Genomic DNA, 21,713 nt, shown 5'->3' on the forward strand with positions numbered 1-21,713 from the left:
GGCACGCCGCTCACGACAGGCTCCGGTTGATCATGAAGCGCATCGCGCCGAGGCCGCAGCCGAGCGAGGCCAGCGCCAGGGCGACGATGGTGTTGCCGCGCGGATCCTCGAACAGCAAGAGGATATAGGAAGGGTTGAGCAGCAGCAGCGCCCCGATCGTCACCAGCGGCACCGCCGTCAGGATGTAGGCGCTGGCCTGGGCCTGGCTCGCCATGGCCAGGCCGCGCTGACGCATGGCGACGCGCTTGCGCACCACGTCGGCGAGGTTGTCGAGCGTCTCGGTCAGGTTGCCGCCCGCCGCGTTCTGCAAGGTCAACGCCACGGCGAAGAAGGCGTACTCGGACAGGCCCGAGCGGAGGGCCAGCCCGCGCAGCGCCGCCTCCAGCGTGATGCCGATGGAGATCTGGCTCGACAGGCGGCGGAACTCGGCGCCGGTCGGATCCGCCACCTCGCGCCCGACGGTGCGCAGCGCCTCGACCACGGGAATGCCGGCACGCACGGCGCGCACCACCATGGCCAGCGTGTCGGGCAGTTGCCGGTAGAGACGGCGGGCGCGGCGCGCATGCAGCTTGCCGAAGGCGAAGCGGGCCAGCAGGAGCCAGAGCGGCAGGGCCAGCAGCCTGGCCCAGCCGCCGAGAAGCGAGGCGGCGTAGAGCGCCCCCAGGAGCGCGGGAAGCAGGGCCAGGGCGATGATGGCGGCCGGCGGCGCGGGGTACTGGTCGGCACGCTCCGGGGCGTAGCCGAAGGCGGCCGGCAGAGCGCGCACGAGCGCCGCCGGCAGCAGCCCGGCCACCGGGCGTTGCCAGCCCGCCTCGCCCGGCGGCCGGAGGCGCGCCTGCGGCCGCGTCATCCCGGCCAGGCGCGACCGCAGGCGGCGGCCGCGCGAGCGGTACTGCATCACCGCCAGCACCGTCAGGGAGATCGTCAGCACCGCGAGCGACAGGAGCAGCAGGCCCTTCACGGCTCCGCCCCCGGCTCCAGCGCCGCGGCCCAGGCGCGCTCCATCTCGAAATAGGCGAGGCGCGGCGCGAAGGCCGGGCGGGCCCGGCTGACGCGGTAGCTGCCGCGCAGCCGGCCGTCCAGCGCCTCGCCCTCGTAGCTCCACTGGAAGATGTCGTGCAGGACCACGACCTCGCCCTCCAGCCCCTGCACCTCGGTGACCTGCGTCACCCGGCGCACGCCGTCGCGCATGCGCTCGACCTGCACGATCAGGTCGACCGCCGAGGTGATCTGCGTGCGGATGGCGCGCGGCGGCAGGTTGGCCTGCCCCATCAGGACCATGTTCTCGACGCGCGTCACCGCGTCGCGCGTGTTGTTCGCGTGAATCGTCGACATCGAGCCGTCGTGGCCGGTGTTCATGGCCTGGAGCATGTCGAAGGCTTCCGCGCCGCGGCACTCGCCGAGGATGATCCGGTCCGGCCGCATGCGCAGCGCGTTGCGGATGAGGTCGCGCTGCGTGATCTCGCCCCTGCCTTCCAGGTTGGCCGGGCGCGTCTCCAGCCGCACCACGTGCGGCTGCTGAAGCTGCAGCTCCGCCGCGTCCTCGACGGTGACGATGCGCTCGCCGTGGTCGATCAGCCGCGACAGCGCGTTGAGCAGGGTGGTCTTGCCCGAGCCGGTGCCGCCGGAGACGATGACGTTGAGCCGGCAGCGCGCGGCGATCTCCAGCACCCGCGCCATGGCGGGCGTGACGGAACCGCCGGCGACCATCTGCTCGAAGCCTATCCGGCCCTTGGCGAACTTGCGGATCGACAGGCAGGGGCCGTTCAGCGCCAGCGGCGGGAAGACGATGTTGACGCGCGAGCCGTCGGCGAGGCGGGCATCGACCATGGGCGAGGATTCGTCGATGCGCCGCCCCACCGCCGCCGCGATGCGCTGGGCGATGCCCCCGAGATGCGCGTTGTCCCGGAAGCGCGCCGAGGAGAGCGACACCCGGCCACGCTGCTCGACGAAGACCCGGTGGGGGCCGTTCACCATGATGTCGGTGATCGACTCGTCCTCCAGCAGCGGCGCGAGCGGGCCGAGGCCGAGCATGTCGTCCACCAGCTCGGTGGCGAGCCCGCGCTGCTCGCGGCCGGAGAGGCCGATGCGCTGCGCATCGGCGATCTCGGCGATCAGCCGCTCCACCTCGGCCATCAGCGCGTCGGGCGGCAGCGAGGCGACGGAGGCGGGATCGATGCGCGCCAGGCAGGCGGCCCGCAGCTCCTGGCGCGCCGGGGGCCGCGCCGCTGGCGGCGGCGGGGCGGGTGCCGGAGCCCGGGGCGGCTCCTCCGGGGCACGCTCCGGCGCCGCCGTTGACGGGCCCTGGACGTCCGGGGCAGGAGCCGGATGCTCGGTTCGCTTGCGGCCGAAGCCGGGCCCCTGGAAGACTTTCATCGGAACAGCCGCGAGAGAAGGCCGCCGCCCCCCGCCGACCGGGACTCGCCGATCGAGGCGGTCTCGTGCGCGAGGCGCGCGATCGCGTCGCGGAAGCCGCCGCGCCGGGCGGCGGCCGGCTCGCCGAGATCGGCCGCGGGAGAGACCTGCCGGGGCAGCCAGGGAATGAGCTGGCCCGGCTCCTCGCCCAGCGCCTGGCGCAGATGCCCGCGGCCGAGCGTGCCGGGCTGGCCGAAGCGGTTCACCACCAGCACGGGCCGGCCGGCCTGCTGCGGCGCGTTCGGCAGCGCCGCGAAGCGCAGCAGCTCGCGCGTGCCGGCCAGGGTGGCGTCGGAGATCAGCACGCGCTGGTGCGCGAGATCCAGCATCTCGCCGGTCAGCGCGCCGGATCGCGCCGGCAGGTCCACCACCACGAAATTGAAGCGCCGGCGCAGCATCGCGACCAGGCGCGCCAATGCCCCGGGCACGGCGGCCGCCGCCTCGGCCACCTTCTCCTCGCCGGCCAGCACGCAGAGCCGCTCGTTCACCGGCTGCGCCGTGCGTTCGACGAACAGCTCGTCCACCCGGTCCGGATGCTCGAGCGCGACGCGCAGGCCGCTGCTGGTGCGCGCGCCCAGCAGCAGCGCAGCGCCCCCCGCCTGCAGGTCGCAGTCGAGCAGCACGGTGTGGCCACGGCCCTTCTCGGCCAGGTACCAGGCCAGGTTGCCTGCCACGGTGGTGGCGCCGGCACCGCCGCGCACCCCGGCCAGCACGATCACGCGGCCGCCGCGCAGATAGGCGTTGCCGGGCTCCGCGCCGCCCTGCAGCAGGGGCATGAAGTGCCGCGCGACGATATCGCGCCCGAGCGGCTTGTGCAGGTACTCCAGCACGCCCATGCCGCGCGTCACCTGCCGGTAGAAGGCGGCATCGGTCCGGTCGCCGATCGCGAGGACGCGCACGTCCGGCTCGACCACCTGCGCCAGCTCCTCGAGCGCGGAGAGCGGCTGCGACAGGCCGGAGACGTCCACCACCAGCGCGCGCGGGGTCGCGCCGCGTCGCAGCGCCTTCGCCGCCGCCTGGATGTTGCCGCGGCGCACCTCCGCCCCCTCGTCCGCCTTGTCGAGCAGCACCTCGCGCAGCGCTGCCTCGCTGTCGGCGTCGTCGACGAAGACGAGCAGCGAAGGGCGCTCCCGCCCGCCCGTGCTGCCCTGTGCCGACGAGCTTCCCTCAGCGGCCACCGGCGCCGCCTCCGTCGATCCCGATGGTGGAGGCGGTGGTGTTCGGCAGCGCCCGCACCTGGTCCCGCCGCAGGCGCGACACCGCCGCCGTCGCCGTCTGGGCGTCGCCGCGGGGGTCGGAACGGCCGCGCACGAGGTCGGCCGGATCGGCCACCATGGCGCGCAGGTTGGCCTCGTTGGCCCCGGCGGGGCGCCAGCGGCCCTCGGCGTGGAACGGGTCCGCCGGCCCCTCGCAGGCGGCGACGAGCAGCGCCAGGGAGAGTGGCGTCAGCAGTGGCAGGAGGCGGCGCGTGGCCGCATGGCGGGAGGAGCGCATCATGGTCAGTCCAGCACGAAGCCGACATTGCCCGGCAGCCGGCCGCGCGGCGGCTGCCCGCCGCGGCCGATCTGGCGCAGCAGCAGGATGCGCTCGACGTCGCTCGGCGGGACGTAGCCGTCGGTCGGCGCGGCGAGCGCGTCCGGCCCGCCCACGGGCCGGACGAGATAGGGCGTCACGATGATCACCAGCTCGGTCTCGTTGCGCTGGTAGCGGTCGGAGCGGAACAGCGCGCCGAGCACCGGCACCTCGCCGATCCAGGGCGTGGCGCGGCCATTGTGGCGCGAGCTGTCCTGCAGCAGCCCGGCCACGGCGAAGGACTGGCCGCTGCCGAGCTCGACCGTGGTCTCCGCCCGACGCACGTTCAGCCCGGGCACGCTGACGGCGTTGCCGTTGCCGCCGAGCAGCCGGACCGAGTTGGTGTCCGACAGCTCGCTCACCTCGGGCCGCACGCGCAGCGAGATGCGCCCCTCCCCCAGCACCGTCGGCACGAAGGCAAGCGAGACGCCGAACTGCTTGAACTGGATGGCGATCTGGTTGTCGCGCTGGCTGACCGGGATCGGGAACTCGCCCCCCGCCAGGAAGGAGGCCGCCTCGCCGGTGTTGGCGGTCAGGTTCGGCTCGGCGAGGATGGTGATGAGGTTGTCGCGCGCCAGCGCGTCGATCACCGCGTTGATGTCGCGGAACTGCTCGGAGCCGGTGCGGATGCCGAAGCCGAAGCGGTCGGACGGGCTGGTGCTCTCGAACAGCGAATTGGCGGTCGCCACGGCGAGGCCGGCGGGCCCCGCGCCGCCGAGGATGCCGGCGGTGCCGATGCGGCCGACGCTGCCGAGCGCGGTCCAGTTGATGCCGAGCTGCCGCGTCACCTCGCGGCTGACCTCGGCGATGCGCACGCGCAGGTTCACCTGCGCGGTGCCGGTCAGGTTGAGCCGGTTGTCGATCACCACCCGGTCGTCGGCGAGGCGGGTGCGCAGCAGCGCCACGGCGCGTTCCGCCTCGGCCGGGCTGGCCACGTTGCCGGTCAGCACCACGCCGTTGCCGCCCATCGTCACCTGCAGCCCGCCGCCGGAGAAGGCGCCGCGCAGGGCGGATTGCGCCTCGGCCAGCGCCGCGCCGGAGGGACGCACCGTCACCTCCCACTGCGCCAGCGGGCGGCCGCTCTCGTCGATCGCGGCCAGGGTGGTGCGGCCGCTGGCGACGCCGAACAGGAACACGGTGGAGGGGCTGGCCGGCCGCAGTTCCGCCACGCGCGGGTCGGCGGCGAAGAGCGAGGCGGCGGCGCCGGGCAGCGTGACCAGCCGGCCGCGGCCGGCCTCCAGCACCAGCGAGGTGACGTATCCCGCGGCCCGCACGGCGGGGCGCTGGACGGGCGCGGCCGACGGCAGCGGGGCGCTCAGCGGAACCGTGCTCGGCACCGCGCCGGGCGCCGCCCCCGCCAGCGTCCCGAGGGCCGCCATGGTGGTCGGCGCCGCGATCGGGGCCTGCGGCGGGGCGGCCGGCGCCTGCGTGGCGCCGGGGGACAGCATCAGGACGCCCGGCGGCAGCTGCGTCGCGCCGCCGGCGAACGGCGCGGGGAAGGCGGCGCCGAATGACAGCGCGCCGCCGCCGACGGGCGGCAGGGCGGTGCCCCAGGGCGCCGGCCACCCGCCGCCGGGCGCGGCAGGCGCCACGGCGATGACGGTGGACTGCGCCAGGGCCGGCGCCGCACCGTGGAGCAGGGCCGCCGCGAGGAGCGCGGCCCGCCCGGAGGCCGGGCGCCACCCGGCGCCCTCGGCTTCCCGCCGCGGCTGGTTGCTGCTCATCGGAAGCGTATCTCCTCGACGTTCTGGGGGCCCTTGAACACGCGCACCGCGCTGCCGCCGCCGCTCCGCCCGGCCATCAGGCCGGGGCTGACATCGCCGCCCCAGACGCGCATCGGCATCGCCTCGGCGGGGCCGGCCGGCGTGCCGGCGGCGCGCACGGACAGGGACAGGCGGCCGAGGCGCGCGGCCACCGCGACGCGGGTGGCCTGCTCGGCCGAGACCTCCAGCGTCACGGTCCGGTTGCCCTCGCGCAGCGGATCGGCGAGGCCGCCGGGCTGGGCGCCCTGCACCAGCGAGCGGTCCACGGCGATCACCCGCACCGCGTTCAGCACCCGCTCGCCGAGGACTCGGCGGCCGGGTGGCTGCTCGCCCTCGTCCAGGGTCTGGGTCAGGATCACGTCCACCCGGTCCCCCGGCCAGATCAGGCCGGCGGTGCCGGACACGGCGTCCACGCCGACGGTCACGGCGCGCGCCCCCGGGGCGAGCACTGCGGCGAGGAAGCCGTGATCGCCCGGCCGCAGCAGCGCGCCCGCCCGCAGCAGGTCCCCCGCCGGCAGGGAGCGGCGGACCATGGCGCCCGCCACCTCCAGCCGCGCGGCCTGGGTGTCGCGGATCGCGTCCTCGGGCAGCTCGCCCGGCGCGACCTCGCGGGCGCCGACATCCTCGATCCGCAGCAGCGTGCCGCCCTGGACGGGATTCGCCGCGACCAGCACCGCGACCCTGGCGGGCGGCGCCTCGGCCATGGCCGCCGCCGGCGGCTCGGGCGTCAGCATGACCGCCGCCACGCCGAGGCCGCTGACGAGGACGAGTCCGATGATCAGCGCGCGCGCCATCATGGCTTGCCACCTCCGGGAACCAGGTGCGACAGGGCGCAGGCGATGGTGCCGGCCGCGATGGCGACGCCGTAGGGCAGCGGTCCGCCGCGCCGCAGGCGGCGCCGCTCCACGGCGCGCAGCCGCCGGGCGAGCGAGGCGCCCCGCCCCGCCAGCGGCGGCGGCTCGCCCTGAAGGCAGCGGGCGAGGAGCAGGTAGAGCAGCGCCATCCCGCCGCCCGCGGACGCGATCGCCAGCAGCAGCGCCGGCACCTCGGCGGTGGGCACCAGCAGCGTCGCGGCCGGCAGCAGCTTCACGTCGCCGCCGCCGATCCAGCCGCGCCACCAGAACAGCACGCCCGCGCCCAGCACCAGGGCCGGCGCGGGCAGGGACCAGAGGAACGGCACCGGCCCCTCCGCCGCCCGCGCGGCGCCGCCGAGCAGCGCGAGCAGCAGCGCGGCGCGATCCGGCAGAAGGCGGGTGGCGAGATCGTTCAGCGCCGCCGCGACGAGCAGCGGCACCGAGACGAGGGTGGCCAGCACGGGAATGCCTGCGAGCATTCCCCGACTATGCAGATGAGGTCTTTTGAATTCGTGAAGCCAGGCTGCCGTGCGCCCTTCCCCGCCCCGCAGGGCCGGGGCGAAAGGACGTCGGAACCACCACGCGCACAAATCAGTTGCGACTGATTATCATAATCGATAAACGGCGCGTAATCTCCCCGCACGGTGCCGCCCCGAATGAACCCGCCCACGCAGCCGATCGCCCCAGGTGCCTGAACCCCGCCAGCCGGCGGCGCCCCGTCCGGCGGGCCGCCTTCGCCCGGCGGGCACGGCCGTAGCCGCGGCAGGCCGCGCTCCCGGCAGGACCGTGCCCCGCCGCCGACCGACCGTCGCACGGCCCCGGCCGGCCATCCCCATCGCCGGCGCACCGGTCCGGCCCACTCGTCCCGCGGAGGCTTGATCCCGGCATGCCCTACCACGACACCCGACGCGCGCTGGCCACGCCGCTGGCGGCCCTGCTGCTGGCCACGCCGCTGGCCGCCCCGCCGGCCGCGCGCGCGCAGGGCGCGCCGCCGGCCGGCACCGCGCCGTCCGAGGCGGCGGGGCCCGCCACCGCCCTGGACGCGGTGACCACCACCGCCACCCGCATCCCGCAGCCGATCGCCGACGTGCCGGCTACGGTCACGGTGATCGACGCCGAGCAGCTCGAGCGCCAGAACGCGGTCCGGCCGCAGGACGCGGTGCGCTACGAGCCCGGCGTCTCCTTCTCCAACAGCCCGCTGCGCGCGGGCGGCGGCAACTTCAACATCCGCGGCATCGGCGACAACCGCGTGCGGGTGCTGATCGACGGCGTCCGGCTGCCCGACTTCCCCGAGAGCAACATCGGCGCCGGCACCTTCACCCGCGACTTCGTCGATCTGGAGACGGTGCGACGGATCGAGATCGTGCGCGGCCCGGCCTCGGCGCTGTACGGCTCGGACGCGATCGGCGGCGTGGTGAACTACATCACCAGGGACCCGGGCGACTACCTCGACGCCGCCACCGGCCGCAACCTCCACGCCTCGCTGCGCGCCGGCTACTCGGGCGCCGACCGCTCCTTCACGGAGAGCGTCCTCGGCGCCGCGCGCCAGGGCGACGTGGACGCGATGCTGCTCTACACGCGCCGCGACGGGCACGCGCTGGACCCGAACGGCCGCCTCTCGCCCAACCCGCAGGACTACCGGACCAATTCCTTCCTCGCGCGCACGGTCTGGCGCATGACGCCCGCCGACACGCTGCGCCTGACCGGCGAGCTGCTGACGCGCCAGGTCAGCACCGACATCCGCACCGACCTCGTCTCCAGCGGCAGCGGCGCCGCGCGCACCACGGTGCTCTCCAGCCGCGGCGACGACGAGACCACGCGCGGGCGCATCCAGCTCGACTACAGCCACACCGAGCCGTTCCTGTTCGTGGACCGGACCGACCTGCACTTCTACTGGTCGCACCTCGACCGGCAGGAGCTGACCAGCCAGCTCCGCTACGTCGGCGCCGGCACGCCGCTGATCCCGAACCGGCTGCGCTGGACCGACACCAGCCAGGACCAGGACATCCTGGGCACCGACCTGCAATTCCGCTCGCACTTCAGCCTGTTCGGCGTCGAGAACCGGCTCGTCTACGGCGCCACCGTGGAGCGGATCGACACCTCCCGCCCGCGCGACCGCTACGAGCAGAACCTCGTCACCGGCGTGTTCAACGCGACCGTCGCGGGCGAGACCTTCCCGAACAAGAACTTCCCCGACACCACCACCTACCAGACCGGCGTCTACCTGCAGGACGAGTTCAGCGTCGGCCGCCTCTCCTTCCTGCCGGCGATCCGCCTCGACTACTACGCGCTCAACACCCGCCCGGACGCCGACTTCCTGCGCTCGGCGCAGACCGGCACCGCCGCCGCCGTGCGCAATTTCGACGCCTTCGCCGCCTCGCCGAAATTCGGCGTGACCTACCGGCTGGACGAGACCTACTCGCTCTACGGCCAGTACGCGCGCGGCTTCCGCGCCCCGCCCTACGACACGGCGAATTTCGGCTTCACCAACTTCCAGCAGTTCTACACCATCCTGCCGAACGGCAACCTCAACCCGGAATACGTGAACTCCTTCGAGGGCGGCCTGCGCGGCCGCTTCGACGACGGCTCCTCCTTCCAGCTCACCGGCTTCTACAACCGCTATTCCGACTTCATCGAGACGCAGACCCTGGGCACCACCCCGGCCGGGCTGACGGTGTTCCAGTACGGCAACGTCCGCAACGCCGAGATCTACGGCGGCGAGGCGCGCGGCGAGTACCGGATCTCCCCGCAATGGCGCCTGCGCGCCGCGGCGGCGCTCGCGGTGGGCGAGAACCTCGACACGCACCGGCCACTCGCCGGCGTGGACCCGCTGCGCGGCGTGCTCGGCGTCGCCTGGCAGAGCGGCTTCGGCCTCGGCGCCGAGGCGAACCTGACCGGCGCGCTGCGCAACCGCCGCACCGCCACCACCACCGAGTTCAAGGCGCCCGCCTACGCGGTGCTCGACCTCGCCATGCACTACGACCTCGGCAGCAGCTTCACCATCAACGCGGGGCTCTTCAACGTGTTCAACGCCCGCTACTTCGCCACCCCCGACGTGGTCGGCCTCGCCGCCACCAGCGCGAACCGCGACCTCTACGCCCAGCCCGGGCGCTACGCGGCGGTGAACGTGACGCTGCGCTTCTGAGCCGGCGGGCCGGCGCGGCATCGGGACCCGTCGCGCGGTGCCGGGGCGCCGCCGTCCCGCCGCACCGGCGCCGGCGGGACCCGTCGATGGAGGGCGGCGGCGGCCGGCGGCGCCTGATACAGTCGGGCGACAGCCGCCCCGCCGCCGGCGCCACACGACCGTCGGAGCAGCGCCCCGGCGCCGGCTTCCGCCCTCCCGCCCGTGCTCTCCCGCCCGGTCGCGCCCTCCGCCACTCCGTCGGGCGGCGCGGCCCGGACTTCCCGGCCACAGGACACCCCGACCACAGGAAGGCAACGTGATCGCCCCAGCCGAACGCCACCGCGATCCGCAACGGACCATGCCGTGCGCATGACCGGCCAACGCCCGCACGGGATCGGCCGCCGCGGCCTGCCGGCGGCGGCCGCCGCCTGGACGGCCCTCCCCTGGCCCCCCCTCCCCTGGCCCCCCCTCCCCTGGGCGACGCGCCCCGCCCGCGCCGCGGCCGGCCGGGTCGTCTGCATCGGCGCCGCGCTGACCGAATGCGTCTTCGCCCTCGGCGAGGGGCCGCACCTCGTGGCGCGCGACAGCTCCTCGCGCTTCCCCGCCGCCGCCCTGGCGCTGCCAGACATCGGCTACATGCGCGCCCTGCCGCCGGAGGGGATCGCCAGCCTCTCGCCCGACCTCGTGATCCTCTCGGAGGAGGCCGGCCCGGCCGAGGCGGTGGCGGTGCTGCGCGCCACCGGCCTGCCGATGCGCACCCTGCCCGACGGCGCCGGCCCCGGCGCCGCCGAGGCGAAGCTGCGCGGCGTCGGCGCGGCGCTGGGGCGCGACGCCGAGCCGGTGGCGCGCCAGGTGGCGGCGGACTGGGCGATGCTGGACGCGCCGCTCGCCGGGTTGCGCGCCCGCCCCCGGGTGCTGTTCGTGCTCTCCCTCGCGCGCGGCGCGCCGCTGGTCTCGGGCGAGGGCACCCATGCCGACGCCGCCATCGCCGCGGCGGGCGGCGTCAACCCGGTGCGCGGCTGGCGCGGCTACCGGCCGCTCTCGGCCGAGTCGGCGGCGACCCTGGCGCCGGACGTGATCCTGATGATGGATTTCGCCCTGCAGGAGGCCGGCGGCGCCGCCGCCGTGTTCGCCACGCCGGCCCTGGCGGTGACCCCGGCCGCGCGCGCCGGCCGGGTGGTCGCGCTGGATGGCGGGCTGATGCTCGGCTTCGGCCCGCGCGCCGCCCATGGCCGACGGGCGCTCGCGGCGCTGCTGCACCCGGACGCCGCCCTGCCGCCGCTGCCGGAGCGTCCGTGGACGGCGGCGTGAGGCCGGCGGCGGGGGGCGCCGCCGCGCCGGCGCCCGCCCCCGGCCCGGACCGGACCGCCGGCGCGCCCCCCTCCGCCACCCGGGTGCTGGCGCTCGGCGGGCTGCTGCTCGCCGCCGCCATGCTGGCCGGGCTGCTGCTCGGCCCGGCCGCGGTCACCGCGCGCGGCCTGCTGGCGACGCTGCTCGACGCGGCCGGCCTCGCGCCGCTGCCGGCCGAGCATGCCCGCGACGCGGCGGTGCTGGGCGTGATCCGCGCCCCGCGCGTGCTGCTCGCCGCCATGCTGGGCGCCGGGCTGGCAGCGGCGGGCACGGTGATGCAGGGGCTGTTCCGCAACCCGCTCGCCGATCCCGCCCTGCTCGGCATCTCGGCCGGCGCGGCGCTGGCCGCCGTCGCCGCGATCGTGTTCGGCCATGGTCTGTTCGGGGGCCTGTTCGGGCCGCAGGCCGGGGCGCTCGGCCTCTGGCTGCTGCCGGTGGCGGCCTTCGCGGGCGGCCTCGCCATCACCTTCGCCCTGTCGCGGCTCGGCACGCGGGCGGGGGTGACCAGCGTGCCGCTGCTGCTGCTCTCGGGGGTCGCGCTGAACGCGCTGTGCGGCGCGCTGACCGGGCTGCTGATCTTCATGGCCGACGAGCGGCAGGCGCGCGACATCACCTTCTGGACGCTCGGCTCGCTGGCCGGGGCGCGCTGGCCGCAGGTGCCGGTGGCGCTGGCCCTGGTGCTGCTGCCGGCGCTGCTGCTGCTGCCGCTGGCGCGGCCGCTCAACGCGCTGGTGCTGGGCGAGAGCGGCGCCTTCCATCTCGGCGTGGACGTGGAGCGCCTCAAGCGCGTGGCGGTGGTGCTCTCGGCGGTGACGGTGGCGGCCGGCGTCGCCGCGGCCGGGCTGGTGGGCTTCGTCGGCCTCGTCGTGCCGCACCTCGTGCGGCTCGCCTTCGGCGCCGACAACCGGCTGGTGCTGCCGGGCTCGATGCTGCTCGGCGCGTCGCTGCTGGTGCTGGCCGACCTCGCCGCGCGCTGGCTCGCCGCCCCGGCCGAGCTGCCGGTGGGCGTGGTGACGGCCCTGCTCGGCGCGCCGTTCTTCCTGTGGCTGCTGCGGCGGCGGGCCGGCCTCGCGTGATCGCGGCCGAGGCGCTGGGGGTCGATTCGCCCGTGCGCGGCGCCGCGCCGCTGCTGCGGTCGGTCGACCTGGCGGCGCGGGCCGGCGAGGTGCTGGCCCTGATCGGCCCCAACGGCGCCGGCAAGTCCACGCTGCTGCGCGCCCTGTCCGGCGAGCTGCGCCCGTCGCGCGGCCGCGTGCTGCTGCGCGGCCGGCCGCTCGCCGGCTGGCCGCCGCCCGCCCTGGCGCGGGCGCGCGCGGTGATGGAGCAGCAGGTGAGCCTCGCCTTCCCGCTCCCGGCGCGCGAGGTGGTGGCGCTGGGCCGGCTGCCCTGGCGCGGCACGCCCGGCATGGCGCTGGACCGGGCCGCCGTGGGCGAGGCCATGGAGCGGGCGGGCGTCGCGGCCCTGGCGGCGCGGACCTACGCGACCCTGTCCGGCGGCGAGCGCCAACGCGTGCAGTTCGCGCGCGCCCTGGCGCAGCTGCACGGCGCGGCGGAAGGCGCCCTGCTGCTGATGGACGAGCCGACCGCCAGCCTCGATCCGCGCCACCGCGGCCTGCTGCTGCGCGCCGCGCGCGGCCTGGCGCGCGACGGGCTGGCGGTGATCCTCGTGCTGCACGACCTGAACGAGGCGGCCTTCGTCGCCGACCGGGTGGGAATCCTGGCCGAGGGCCGGCTGGTCGCGTCGGGGCCGGCGGCGGCGGTGCTGCGGCGGGAGGTGCTGCGGGAGGTGTACGGCATCGCCTTCCGCCCGGTCGAAGGCGGCCTGCTGCCCGACCTCGCCGGCTGAGGGCGCAGCCGCGGCGTGCGGGCCCGGCCCGCGCCGCCCTTCCGCCGCTTCTCCCGCCCCTGTGTCCTCCCCCTGGACCTGCCCCTGGACCTACCCCTGGGGACCCGCCCCTGGGGACCCGCCGCGTCGGACCCGCCGGCGCGGCGGCCGGCTACAGCGAACCGCAGTCCGGTTGGGACTGCGGTTCGCTGTCGCTCGTTGTTCTTGGCGCGGATTCACGCCGCCGGGCGTGTCCGCCCGCCGGCGATCCGCTCTACTCCGCCCGGATGCCGGCGCGGCGGATGACCGGTGCCAGCGTCCGCTTCTCCGCGGCGATCAGCGCGGCGAAGGCCTCCGGCCCCTGGCCGCCCAGGAGGGTGCCCTGCTCCTCCAGCCGGCCGCCGACCGCCGGGTCGCGCAGCGCCGCCGCCACCGCCGCCGCCAGCGTGGCGACGACCGGCGCCGGCGTGCCGGCGGGCGCGGCCAGGCCGAAGGAGGTGCCGAACACGAAGCCCGGCACGCCCGCCTCGGCCATGGTCGGCACGTCGGGAAGCTGCGGCAGGCGCCGCTCGGTGGCGACCGCCAGGGGCCGCACCGCGTGGCCGCGTATGTGGGCGAGGATGTTGGGCACGTTGTCGATCACCATGTCGATGTTGCCGGCGACGAGGTCGGTGAGCGCCGGCGCGGCGCCGCGGTACGGCACGTGCTGGATCTCCGTGCCGGTGGCGCCCTCGAACAGCTCCAGCGCGAGGTGCAGGCTGCTGCCCGCCCCCGCCGAACCGGCGGTGAGGCCGCCCGGCCGCGCCTTCGCCGCCGCCACCAGCGCCCGCACGTCGTGCCAGGGCCGGGCGTTGGCGACGCAGAGCACCTTGGGCGTGGTGGCGAGCAGGGTGACGGGCGCGAAGGCCGTGTCGGTGTCGTAGGGCATGGCGGCGTAGATGAACTGGTTGACCGCCAGCGGCCCCATCGAGGAGACCAGCAGCGTGTAGCCGTCCGGCGCCGACTTCGCGACGAGGTCGGCACCGAGGTTGCCGCCCGCGCCGGCGCGGTTGTCCACCACGAAGGGCTGGCCGAGCCGGCCGGCCAGGGACTGCGAGACGGCGCGCGCCAGCGTGTCCACCAACCCGCCCGGCGGGAAGGGAACGACGAGGCGGACGGGACGGGACGGGTAGCCGCCCGGCCGCTCCCCCGGGCCGCTCCCCCGGGCGCCGCCCTGGCCCCCGTTGCCCTGGCTCCCACCGCCCTGGCTACCACCCCCCTCCGGGCCGACACCGCCCTGCGCGCCGAGGCCGCGCGCCGACAGCAGGATGGGCACGGCGCCCAGCAGGGCGCGGCGCGTGGCCCGGCGCCACCACCGGATGACACTCATTCCGTCCTCCTCCCCCTTCGGGTCCCGTCGCCGGCCGCGTCACGGCCGCTCGTAGAGCGTGGCGACGGCACCGTCGACGGCGACCTCCACCAGCATCGGGCCGTCCGACGCCATCGCCGCCGCCAGCGCGGCCTCCAGCGCCCCGGGCGTGGCGACGGCGTGCCCCGGGCAGCCCATGCCGCGCGCCATGGCGACGAAGTCGAGGCCGGGCAGGTCGATCCCCGGCACGTCGCGCACCTGCAGCACGCGCGAGAAGGAGCGCATGGCGCCGTAGCCCGCGTTGTTCAGCACCACCACGGCCAGCGGCAGCCGCTCCCGCACCGCGGTCCACAGCGCCTGCGGCGAGTACATGAAGGAGCCGTCGCCGATCAGGCACACCACGCGCCGGCCCGGGCTGCCCAGCGCCACCCCCACCGCCGCCGGCAGGCCGTAGCCGAGCCCGCCGCTCGCCATGGTGTGGAAGCCGCCCCAGTCGCGGATCGGCAATTGCGCGTGCATCGCCGGCCGGTGCGAGGGCGCCTCCTCCACCAGGATGGCGCCCGGCGGCATGGCGGCGCGCAGCCGGTGCAGCGCGTAGGGCGCGGTGAGGGGGCTGGACGCCTCGGGCGGCGCCCGCTCCGGCCGCGGGCGCGGCGCGGGCCGGGCGCCGCCTTCCGGCAGCAGCGCGGCGAGCGCCGGCAGGCCGAGACGCAGCGAGCCCAGGATCGCGGCGCCGGCCGGGGCGCCGGCGGCGGCCTCCGCGTCCGTCGTCAGCTGGATGATCGGGACGCCGCTGCGGAACAGGGCGCACTCGCCCGGCACGTGGAAGGTGAAGACCGGCGCGCCCACCACCAGCACCAGGTCGTGCCCGGCCAGCGTGTCCGAGACCTGCTGCGGCGCCGCGTGCAGGTGCCCGGCGAAGAGCGGATGGTCCTCGGGGAAGGACAGGCGGCAGGAGAAGGGGCTGGTCCAGACCGGCGCGCCGATCCGCTCCGCCAGCCGCTCCAGCGCGGGGCCGGCGCCTTCCGCGTCCGCCTCCGGCCCGGCCACCAGCACGGGGCGGCGCGCGGCGGCGATGGCGCGCGCCGCCTCGGCCAGCGCCGCCGGGTCGGGCGCCACGTCCGGGAACCAGCCGCGCGCCGGCACGGGGCGGCAGGGCGCGGACCAGTCGTCGGCGGGGATGGAGACGAAGGCCGGGCCGCGCGGCCGCTGCATGGCGATCCGGTACGCCTTGGCGATCGCCGCCGGCACGTCCTCGGCGCGAGCCGGCTCGATGCTGAACTTGACGTAGGGGCGCGGGAACTGCGCCGCGTCGGTGGCGCCGAGGAAGGGCAGGTTCGGCAGCAGCGAGCGGCTCTGCTGCCCGGCCGTCACCACCAGGGGCACGGCGTTGCGGAAGGCGGTGAACAGGTTGCCCAGCGCGTGCCCGACGCCCGCCGCCGAGTGGAGGTTGACGAAGGCGCAACGCCCGGTGGCGCGGGCATGACCATCGGCCATGCCCACCACGCCCGCCTCCTGCAACCCGAGCACGTAGCGGAAATCCGCCGGCCAGCGGTCGAGGAAGCCGAGTTCGGTGGAGCCGGGATTGCCGAACACGGTGGTCATGCCGAGGTCGCGCAGCAGCGCCAGCGTGGCCTCGCGCACCGTATGTCGCCCGGGGTGGCACCCGGGGTGCCCCCCGCCGGCGCCCGCGTCCTGGCCGGACATCGCTTCCTCCCTGGTTTTCCCGCCGCGGTCCGGTCCCCCGGGGCCCGGCGACGCGCGGCGGCCCGCCCGGCGCCGTCACCCCCGGGGCGGGACCGGTCCCGCACGCCCACGCAGGCTACAGCCGGCCCGCCCCCGGCGGCAGACCGGGCCGCGGCGCCGGCCGTTCACGTTCAGCTTGCCCGGCCGCCCCCGGACGGCTCGCCATGCGCCCCCATGCGCAGCAGCGCGGTCAGCGTGGCGGCGCGGTCGGCCAGGGTCGGCGCCTCCAGCAGCGCCTGCTTCTCCGCCACCGTGAAGGGGCAGATCATCGCCAGGGTGGTGGCCAGCATCGCGTCCGGCGTCTGCTCCACCGCCTCCCAGTTCGCCTCGATCCGGCGGGCCCGGAAATAGGGCCGCAGCGACGCCAGCAGCGCCGGCCGGTCGATCCCCTGGTCCATCCCCTGATCGATCCCTTGGCCGATCCCCTGGCCGCCCCCCCGCCCCGCGATCGGCGCCAGGTCGGCCGCGAAGGCGCCGTAGTCGGCCCGCACCCGCCGGTAGCCGCCGGGGTGCAGCGGCAGCTCCGACGTCACCTCGTAGCGGATCACCCCGGTCAGGGTGATCAGCAGCCGCCCGTCCTCGGTCTCGGCGAAGGAGGAGAGCCGGCCGAGGCAGCCCGTCCGGTACAGCCCCGGCCCGGTCGCCGCCGGGGCGGCGGCGGGATCGGGCTGGATCATCCCGAACATCCGCCCCCGCGCCAGGCTGTCCTGCGTCATCGCCAGGTAGCGGGGCTCGAAGATGTTCAGCGGCAGGCGGCCCTGCGGCAGCAGCAGGGCCCCCGGCAGCGGGAACACCGCGATCTCCGTCGGCAGGTCCTCGAAACGCGGCTGGAAGGCCGGCATGGCCGGACGCCTTGCTGTGGGAGGACGAACGTGGCCCTGAAACGGGCTAGCGGAAGAGCAGCGCGGACAGCTTGCGCCGCGCCGCCTGGGTCGCCGGGTCGGCGAAGCCCCACGCCTCGAAGAACTGGAGGAGCTGCTTGCGCGCCGCCTCCTCGTTCCAGGCGCGGTCCCGCCTGATCGCCTCCAGCAGCGCCTCCGCCGCCTGCTCGCGCTCGCCGGCGGCGTTCAGCGCCACGGCCAGCTCGATGCGCGCCTCGTGGTCGTCCGGGTCGGCGGCGAGCCGCCGCTCGAAGCCGGCCAGACCCTCGCGCGCCTTGCGGCCAGCCTCGGCCAGCTCCAGCGCCGAGCGCACCCCGGCGATGGCGGCGTTGGACTTCAGCGCCGCCGGCACGCCCTCCAGCACCTGCCGCGCCTGCTCCTCCTCGCCCAGCTCCAGCAGCGAGCGGGCCAGGCCGGCCAGCGCCTCGGCGTTCTCGGGCTCGGCCTGGGCCAGCGCCGCGTACAGCTCCAGCGCGCCGCGATGGTCGCCCTCCTCGGCCGCCGCCTTGGCCTCGGCCAGCAGGTCCGCCGCCGGCATCTGCCCGCCGGCGAGCTTGAGCAGCGCCTCGACGAACTTCTTCACCTCGCCTTCCGGCAGCGCGCCCTGGAACAGGTCGGCGATCTGGCCCTGCCAGAAGGCAGCGACCGTCGGCACGGACTGCAGCGGCAGGCCGAGCTGGGCGAGCTGCTGCACCAGCGCCCGGTTCTTGTCGATGTCGATCTTGGCCAGCCTCACCCGCCCGCCGGCGGCGGTGACCACCTTCTCCAGCGTGGGCGTGAGCTGCTTGCAGGGGCCGCACCAGGTCGCCCAGAAGTCGACGAGCACCGGCACCTCGCGGCTGGCCTGCACCACGTCCTGCATGAAGGTCTTCTGGTCGACATCCTTGATGATGTCGGCGGCCGGGGGAGCACCGGGCGGGGTGCCGGGCGGGGCGCCCCCGGACGCGGCGGGGCTGTTCGGGTCGAAGATGGTGTTCATGACGGCTGTATCCTCGTCGCTTGCGCCGATAGATGCGCGGTCGGGTGCGGCGAGACAAGCCGGGAGGCGGCGGCGCCGCGCCGGACGCCCAGGCCGGCGGGTCCGGGCTGGCGGGTCCGGGCCGGCGGATCCGGGCCGGCGGAGCTGGGCCGGCGAATCCGGGCCGCCCCCCCGGGCGCCCCGCCTCAGGCCGCGCCGCCCCGGTCCGCCCCCTTCCCTTCCCCCGCTGGTGCGGGCGCCGGCGGGTCGATCACCGCCGGCTCGTGCCCCAGATGCCGCAGGAAGCGCAGCAGGTCGCCCGGCCGGATCGCCGTGGTGGCGGTGTTGACCAGCGGGTGGAAATTCAGACGCACCCCGGCCGCCGCCTCGGCCAGCACCCGGTCCAGCACCACCCGCACCGTCCCCGGCGCGGCGTTCACCAGGGCGAAGGGCGTCACCGAGCCGGGCGCCACCCCCAGCTCGGCCAGCAGCGTCCCGGGCGTGGCGAAGCCGAGCCTTCCCACCCCGAGCAGCCGCCCGAGCGCGTTGATCGAGACGCGCCGGTCCTCCTCCAGCACCGCCAGCACGCGCGGCCCGGCGCGCGGCTCCAGGAACAGGGACTTGGCGTGCAGCCCGGGCAGGCCGCCGCGCAGCGCCTTGCTCTCGGCCACCGTGAACAGTGGCGGATGCTCCACCGTCTCCGCCTCGATGCCGAGCGCGGCGAGGCGCGCCAGCAGTCCGGCCGGCGTCTCGAAGGGCGGCGGCATCAGCCGCGCCCCCGATGACGCACCCGGTGGCACTCCAGGTGGCGCTCCCGGCGGCGCCCCTGGCGGCGCCCCTGGCGGCGCGGCGCGGCCGCCGCCAGCGCGACGAAAGCCTCCGCCGGCATGTTCCGGCGCGACAAGCCCGGCCGGCGGGGAAGCCGGCCCCGCGCCTCGGAGGTGGGTCTCGCCGTGAAATGGGTCATCCTGGGCATCCTGGCCCTTCTCGTCCTGTGGCTGGTGGTGGTCTACAACCGCCTCGTCTCGCTGCGTCAGACCACGGGCCAGGCCTGGAGCGACGTGGACGTGCAGCTCAAGCAGCGGCACGACCTCATCCCCAACCTCGTCGAGACGGTGAAGGGCTACGCGTCGCATGAGCGCGGCACGCTGGACGCCGTGGTGCGCGCCCGCAACGCCGCCGTCGTGGCCCAGGGAAGCGTTGGTCCGGGGGAAGGTCCAGGGGGAAGTCCAGCGGGGGACCAGGGCGTCGGCCGCGGCCCGGAGGCCGCCGCGGCGGCCGAGCAGCAGCTCGGCGGCGCGCTGCGCCAGCTCTTCGCGCTCTCGGAGCGCTACCCGGACCTCAAGGCCAACCGGAACTTCCTCCAGCTCCAGGCCGAGCTCGGCGACATCGAGAACCGGATCGCCGCCGCGCGCCGCTTCTTCAACAACGCCGTCGCCGAGTACAACGCCGCCACCGAGCAGTTCCCGGCGGTGCTGTTCGCGGGCGCCCTCGGCTTCCGCCACCGCGGCTTCTTCGAGCTGCCCGAGGCCGAGCGCACCGCCGTGCAGGCGGCCCCCGTCGTGACGTTCTGACCGCCGCCGGCGACCGGGAGGCAGGGGAGACGGGAACCGCCGATGCTGACCGCGACCGGCCTCAGCACCCACCGCTGGAACACGGCGCTGCGCTCGCTGCTGCTGCTGGCCGGCTTCCCGTTGCTGCTGGCGCTGCTCTGCTTCGGCCTGAAGCTCGCGGCGACCGCCGGAATGCCCTGGTCCTGGGGCTCCCGGCTGCGCGACGCCTGGCACGCCATGGCCTGGATCCTGCCGCTCGCCTTCCTCGGCGCGGGGATCTGGTTCGCCGTCGCCTGGGCCTTCTCGCAGCGCCTCCTCGACCTCGCCAGCGATGCCCGCCCGGTCACCCGGCGCGACGAGCCGCGCCTGTGGAACCTGCTGGAGACCCTGTGCATCAGCCGCGGCCTGCGCATGCCGCGCCTCGCCGTGATCGAAAGCCCCGCGCGCAACGCCTACGCCAGCGGCCTCGGCCGGGACGGCGGCGCGGTGACGGTGACGCGCGGCCTGCTGGACGCGCTGGACGACCGCGAGCTCGCCGCCGTGCTCGCCCACGAGCTGACGCACATCCGCAACGGCGATGCCCGCCTCGGCGTGATCGCCGCCGTGTTCGCCGGCATCATCGGGCTCGCCGCCGAGCTGGTCCTGCGCGGCGCGCTCCGGGCCGGCCCCGGGCGCGGCCGCTGGGGTGGAGGGCGGGACGGCGGCCGGATCGGGGCGCTGCTGGCCATGGCGGTGGCGGCGATCGCCTGGACCCTCGCCCTCGCGCTCCGCATGGCGCTGTCGCGCAACCGCGAGTACCTGGCCGATGCCGGCGCTGTCGCCCTGACCGGCGACGCGGACGCCATGGCCGCCGCGCTGCGCAAGGTGGCCGGCCACTCCGCCATGCCCGAGGTGCCGGCCCAGGTCCGGGCGCTGTTCCTCGACGACGCCGACGCCGCCGAGGACGCGGCCAGGGGCTTTTCCCCCGCCGCCCTGCTGCCCGCCGGCTGGCTGGCCACGCACCCGGCGATGGAGGACCGGATCGGCGCGCTGGTGCGCTACGCCGGCGCCCGCGACCCCGGGCCGGCCACCGGTCCCTCCCCCGCCGCCGACCCGGCCCCGGGAAGCGCGGCCGCAACGCCGGCCGGCACGCTCCTCGGCACGCCCCTCGGCACGCCCCTCGGCGCACCGGCGGCCGGTCCCCCGGAAGCGGCCGGGGGGACGCCGGGGAACCCGCCCGGCGAGGCCGCGGCACCGGGAGAGGCGGTCGCGCAGCCCTGGTGGCGCGGCCCGGCCGCCGCCCCGCAGGCCGGGCCGCGTCCGGCCTTCATGGACGAGACGGTGCGGCTGCCGCCGCGCCCCGCCCGACCGCCGGCCGGCTGAACCGCGCGCCGCGGCGCGCGCCCCCGCGCGGCGGGAGTTCCCGGGTGGGCACCCGTGATGGGGGGCGTCCGTGGAGGGCGGCCGGGCGCGGCGGCCCCGGCCCGCCGCGTCAGTGGCAGCGGCGCAGCGGCGCCGGGAATTCCGGGCAGTTCGGGAAGACGATCTCGTCCGGCCCGCGCCGCTCCACGCGCAGCACGTTGGGGCCGCCCGGGCAGCTGAAGCCGATATCCGGCGGCACGCCGCCCATCATGCCCCCCGCCGCGCCCACCGGCACGAAGCGGAAGTCGAGCCCGTCGCCACTGGCCGCCACCGTCTCGATCGCCCGCTGCCGGTACGAGACGTCGAGGGCGCTGACGCGCATCACGATGTCGCGGGTGAAGATCACGGTCGGCTCCGCGGCGCAGGCCGGCCCTTCCGTGTCGGCCGCCGAGTACATCCCGCCGGTCCAGCTCCCGAACACCCAGGCGTGCGGCGGCTGCGGCCGCCCGACCGGGGCCGGCGCCGGCGTGGCGGCCGGCGCGGCGGGTGCCGCCGGCCCGCCCCGCGGCGCGCCCCCGCGCTGGCCGCTCCCCTGACCGCTCCCTTGGCCACTTCCCTGGGCATCCACCCCCGACGCCGTCAGGGAAAGCGCGAGCGGCACCGCCAGCACCACCAAAGCCCGAACCAGTCGCCGCATCGTCCGAGTCTCTCCCTCGCGGTCCCCTACGCCCGGCCCTTCTAGAGCATTTTCAGGCCGGGCGTACTCGCCCACCGGCTCGGGAAATGCGTGAAAACAAGGGCCGGCGCGACTTCCGTCCACCCCGGGCCGGGCGGCAGCCGCGCCGGCGGCCGACGGCGGTTCTCCCCGCCCCCGGCCGCCCCCGGCCGCGCCCGCCGGCCCGATCGGCGCGACGGCGTTCCCCTGCCGCGAGCCGCGTGATATCGCCCCCCGGACGCCGCGCCCGCCGCGCCGGCCGAGGCCA

At 76.5% G+C, this 21,713-nt stretch carries 19 protein-coding genes; 6 read left to right on the plus strand and 13 right to left on the minus strand.

The annotated features are described in order from the left end of the window. Positions 1 to 10: 10 nt before the first annotated feature. Genes M0638_RS15285 through M0638_RS15315 form a run of 7 tightly spaced genes read right to left on the minus strand, consistent with a single transcriptional unit; the run spans position 11 to position 7,083 of the window. Positions 11 to 961: a type II secretion system F family protein gene (locus M0638_RS15285; protein ID WP_248667862.1), complete on the minus strand. Its 951-nt coding sequence runs from the start codon at positions 959 to 961 to the stop codon at positions 11 to 13. After that, entirely contained in the window at positions 958 to 2,376 is a 1,419-nt protein-coding gene (locus M0638_RS15290) for a CpaF family protein (protein ID WP_248667863.1), read from the minus strand. The genes M0638_RS15285 and M0638_RS15290 overlap by 4 nt, the downstream gene beginning before the upstream one ends. Then, positions 2,373 to 3,593, minus strand: a complete 1,221-nt coding sequence (locus tag M0638_RS15295) for an AAA family ATPase (RefSeq protein ID WP_248667864.1) — start codon at positions 3,591 to 3,593, stop codon at positions 2,373 to 2,375. The genes M0638_RS15290 and M0638_RS15295 overlap by 4 nt, the downstream gene beginning before the upstream one ends. Continuing rightward, the gene (locus tag M0638_RS15300; protein ID WP_248667865.1) at positions 3,583 to 3,912 is read right to left on the minus strand and encodes a CpaD family pilus assembly protein; all 330 of its coding nucleotides are present in this window, start codon (positions 3,910 to 3,912) and stop codon (positions 3,583 to 3,585) included. The genes M0638_RS15295 and M0638_RS15300 overlap by 11 nt, the downstream gene beginning before the upstream one ends. Positions 3,913 to 3,914: 2 nt before the next feature. Beyond that, a complete protein-coding gene (locus tag M0638_RS15305; protein ID WP_248667866.1) occupies positions 3,915 to 5,711 on the minus strand; it encodes a type II and III secretion system protein family protein in 1,797 nt (598 codons plus the stop codon). Continuing rightward, entirely contained in the window at positions 5,708 to 6,547 is an 840-nt protein-coding gene (gene cpaB, locus M0638_RS15310) for a Flp pilus assembly protein CpaB (protein ID WP_248667867.1), read from the minus strand. Before cpaB ends, M0638_RS15305 begins: the two co-directional genes overlap by 4 nt. Continuing rightward, positions 6,544 to 7,083, minus strand: a complete 540-nt coding sequence (locus M0638_RS15315) for a prepilin peptidase (protein WP_248667868.1) — start codon at positions 7,081 to 7,083, stop codon at positions 6,544 to 6,546. Before M0638_RS15315 ends, cpaB begins: the two co-directional genes overlap by 4 nt. 407 nt (positions 7,084 to 7,490) lie before the next feature. On the opposite strand from M0638_RS15315, the gene M0638_RS15320 reads away from it, so the two are divergent. The 4 genes from M0638_RS15320 (at position 7,491) to M0638_RS15335 (ending at position 12,924) form a co-directional block, all read left to right on the plus strand. Further along, complete coding sequence (locus M0638_RS15320; RefSeq protein ID WP_248667869.1) at positions 7,491 to 9,749, plus strand: TonB-dependent hemoglobin/transferrin/lactoferrin family receptor; 2,259 nt, start codon at positions 7,491 to 7,493, stop codon at positions 9,747 to 9,749. A 348-nt stretch (positions 9,750 to 10,097) separates the two neighbouring features. After that, entirely contained in the window at positions 10,098 to 11,039 is a 942-nt protein-coding gene (locus M0638_RS15325) for a heme/hemin ABC transporter substrate-binding protein (RefSeq protein WP_248667870.1), read from the plus strand. After that, a complete protein-coding gene (locus M0638_RS15330; protein WP_248667871.1) occupies positions 11,024 to 12,154 on the plus strand; it encodes a FecCD family ABC transporter permease in 1,131 nt (376 codons plus the stop codon). The genes M0638_RS15325 and M0638_RS15330 overlap by 16 nt, the downstream gene beginning before the upstream one ends. Beyond that, positions 12,151 to 12,924, plus strand: coding sequence for a heme ABC transporter ATP-binding protein (locus M0638_RS15335; protein ID WP_248667872.1), 774 nt, complete (start codon positions 12,151 to 12,153; stop codon positions 12,922 to 12,924). Before M0638_RS15330 ends, M0638_RS15335 begins: the two co-directional genes overlap by 4 nt. 253 nt (positions 12,925 to 13,177) lie before the next feature. Here the strand turns inward: M0638_RS15335 and M0638_RS15340 are convergent, their stop codons facing one another. From M0638_RS15340 to M0638_RS15360, 5 genes are all read right to left on the minus strand, one after another. Next, positions 13,178 to 14,272, minus strand: a complete 1,095-nt coding sequence (locus tag M0638_RS15340) for a Bug family tripartite tricarboxylate transporter substrate binding protein (protein WP_248667873.1) — start codon at positions 14,270 to 14,272, stop codon at positions 13,178 to 13,180. A gap of 39 nt (positions 14,273 to 14,311) precedes the next feature. Beyond that, the gene (mdlC, locus tag M0638_RS15345) at positions 14,312 to 15,895 is read right to left on the minus strand and encodes a benzoylformate decarboxylase (RefSeq protein ID WP_248667874.1); all 1,584 of its coding nucleotides are present in this window, start codon (positions 15,893 to 15,895) and stop codon (positions 14,312 to 14,314) included. 233 nt (positions 15,896 to 16,128) lie between these two features. Beyond that, entirely contained in the window at positions 16,129 to 16,839 is a 711-nt protein-coding gene (locus M0638_RS15350; protein WP_248667875.1) for an LON peptidase substrate-binding domain-containing protein, read from the minus strand. A gap of 46 nt (positions 16,840 to 16,885) precedes the next feature. After that, entirely contained in the window at positions 16,886 to 17,857 is a 972-nt protein-coding gene (locus M0638_RS15355) for a tetratricopeptide repeat protein (protein ID WP_248667876.1), read from the minus strand. Positions 17,858 to 18,042: 185 nt separating this feature from the next. Then, positions 18,043 to 18,603 (minus strand): prolyl-tRNA synthetase associated domain-containing protein, encoded by a 561-nt coding sequence (locus M0638_RS15360; protein ID WP_248667877.1) that lies wholly within the window; start codon positions 18,601 to 18,603, stop codon positions 18,043 to 18,045. A 186-nt stretch (positions 18,604 to 18,789) separates the two neighbouring features. Here M0638_RS15360 and M0638_RS15365 point away from each other — a divergent pair, with 186 nt between their 5' ends. Both M0638_RS15365 and M0638_RS15370 read left to right on the plus strand, forming a co-directional pair. Then, positions 18,790 to 19,410 (plus strand): LemA family protein, encoded by a 621-nt coding sequence (locus tag M0638_RS15365; protein ID WP_248667878.1) that lies wholly within the window; start codon positions 18,790 to 18,792, stop codon positions 19,408 to 19,410. 42 nt (positions 19,411 to 19,452) lie between these two features. After that, positions 19,453 to 20,751 carry a M48 family metalloprotease gene (locus M0638_RS15370; protein ID WP_248667879.1) on the plus strand — a complete coding sequence of 433 codons (1,299 nt, stop codon included), beginning with the start codon at positions 19,453 to 19,455 and terminating at the stop codon, positions 20,749 to 20,751. 109 nt (positions 20,752 to 20,860) lie between these two features. Here M0638_RS15370 and M0638_RS15375 read toward each other — a convergent pair whose 3' ends face one another. Then, positions 20,861 to 21,427 (minus strand): hypothetical protein, encoded by a 567-nt coding sequence (locus M0638_RS15375; RefSeq protein WP_248667880.1) that lies wholly within the window; start codon positions 21,425 to 21,427, stop codon positions 20,861 to 20,863. Between the last annotated feature and the right edge of the window lie 286 nt (positions 21,428 to 21,713).

The sequence above is a fragment of the Roseomonas acroporae genome (genome assembly GCF_023223525.1).
Lineage (GTDB): Bacteria > Pseudomonadota > Alphaproteobacteria > Acetobacterales > Acetobacteraceae > Roseomonas_E > Roseomonas_E acroporae.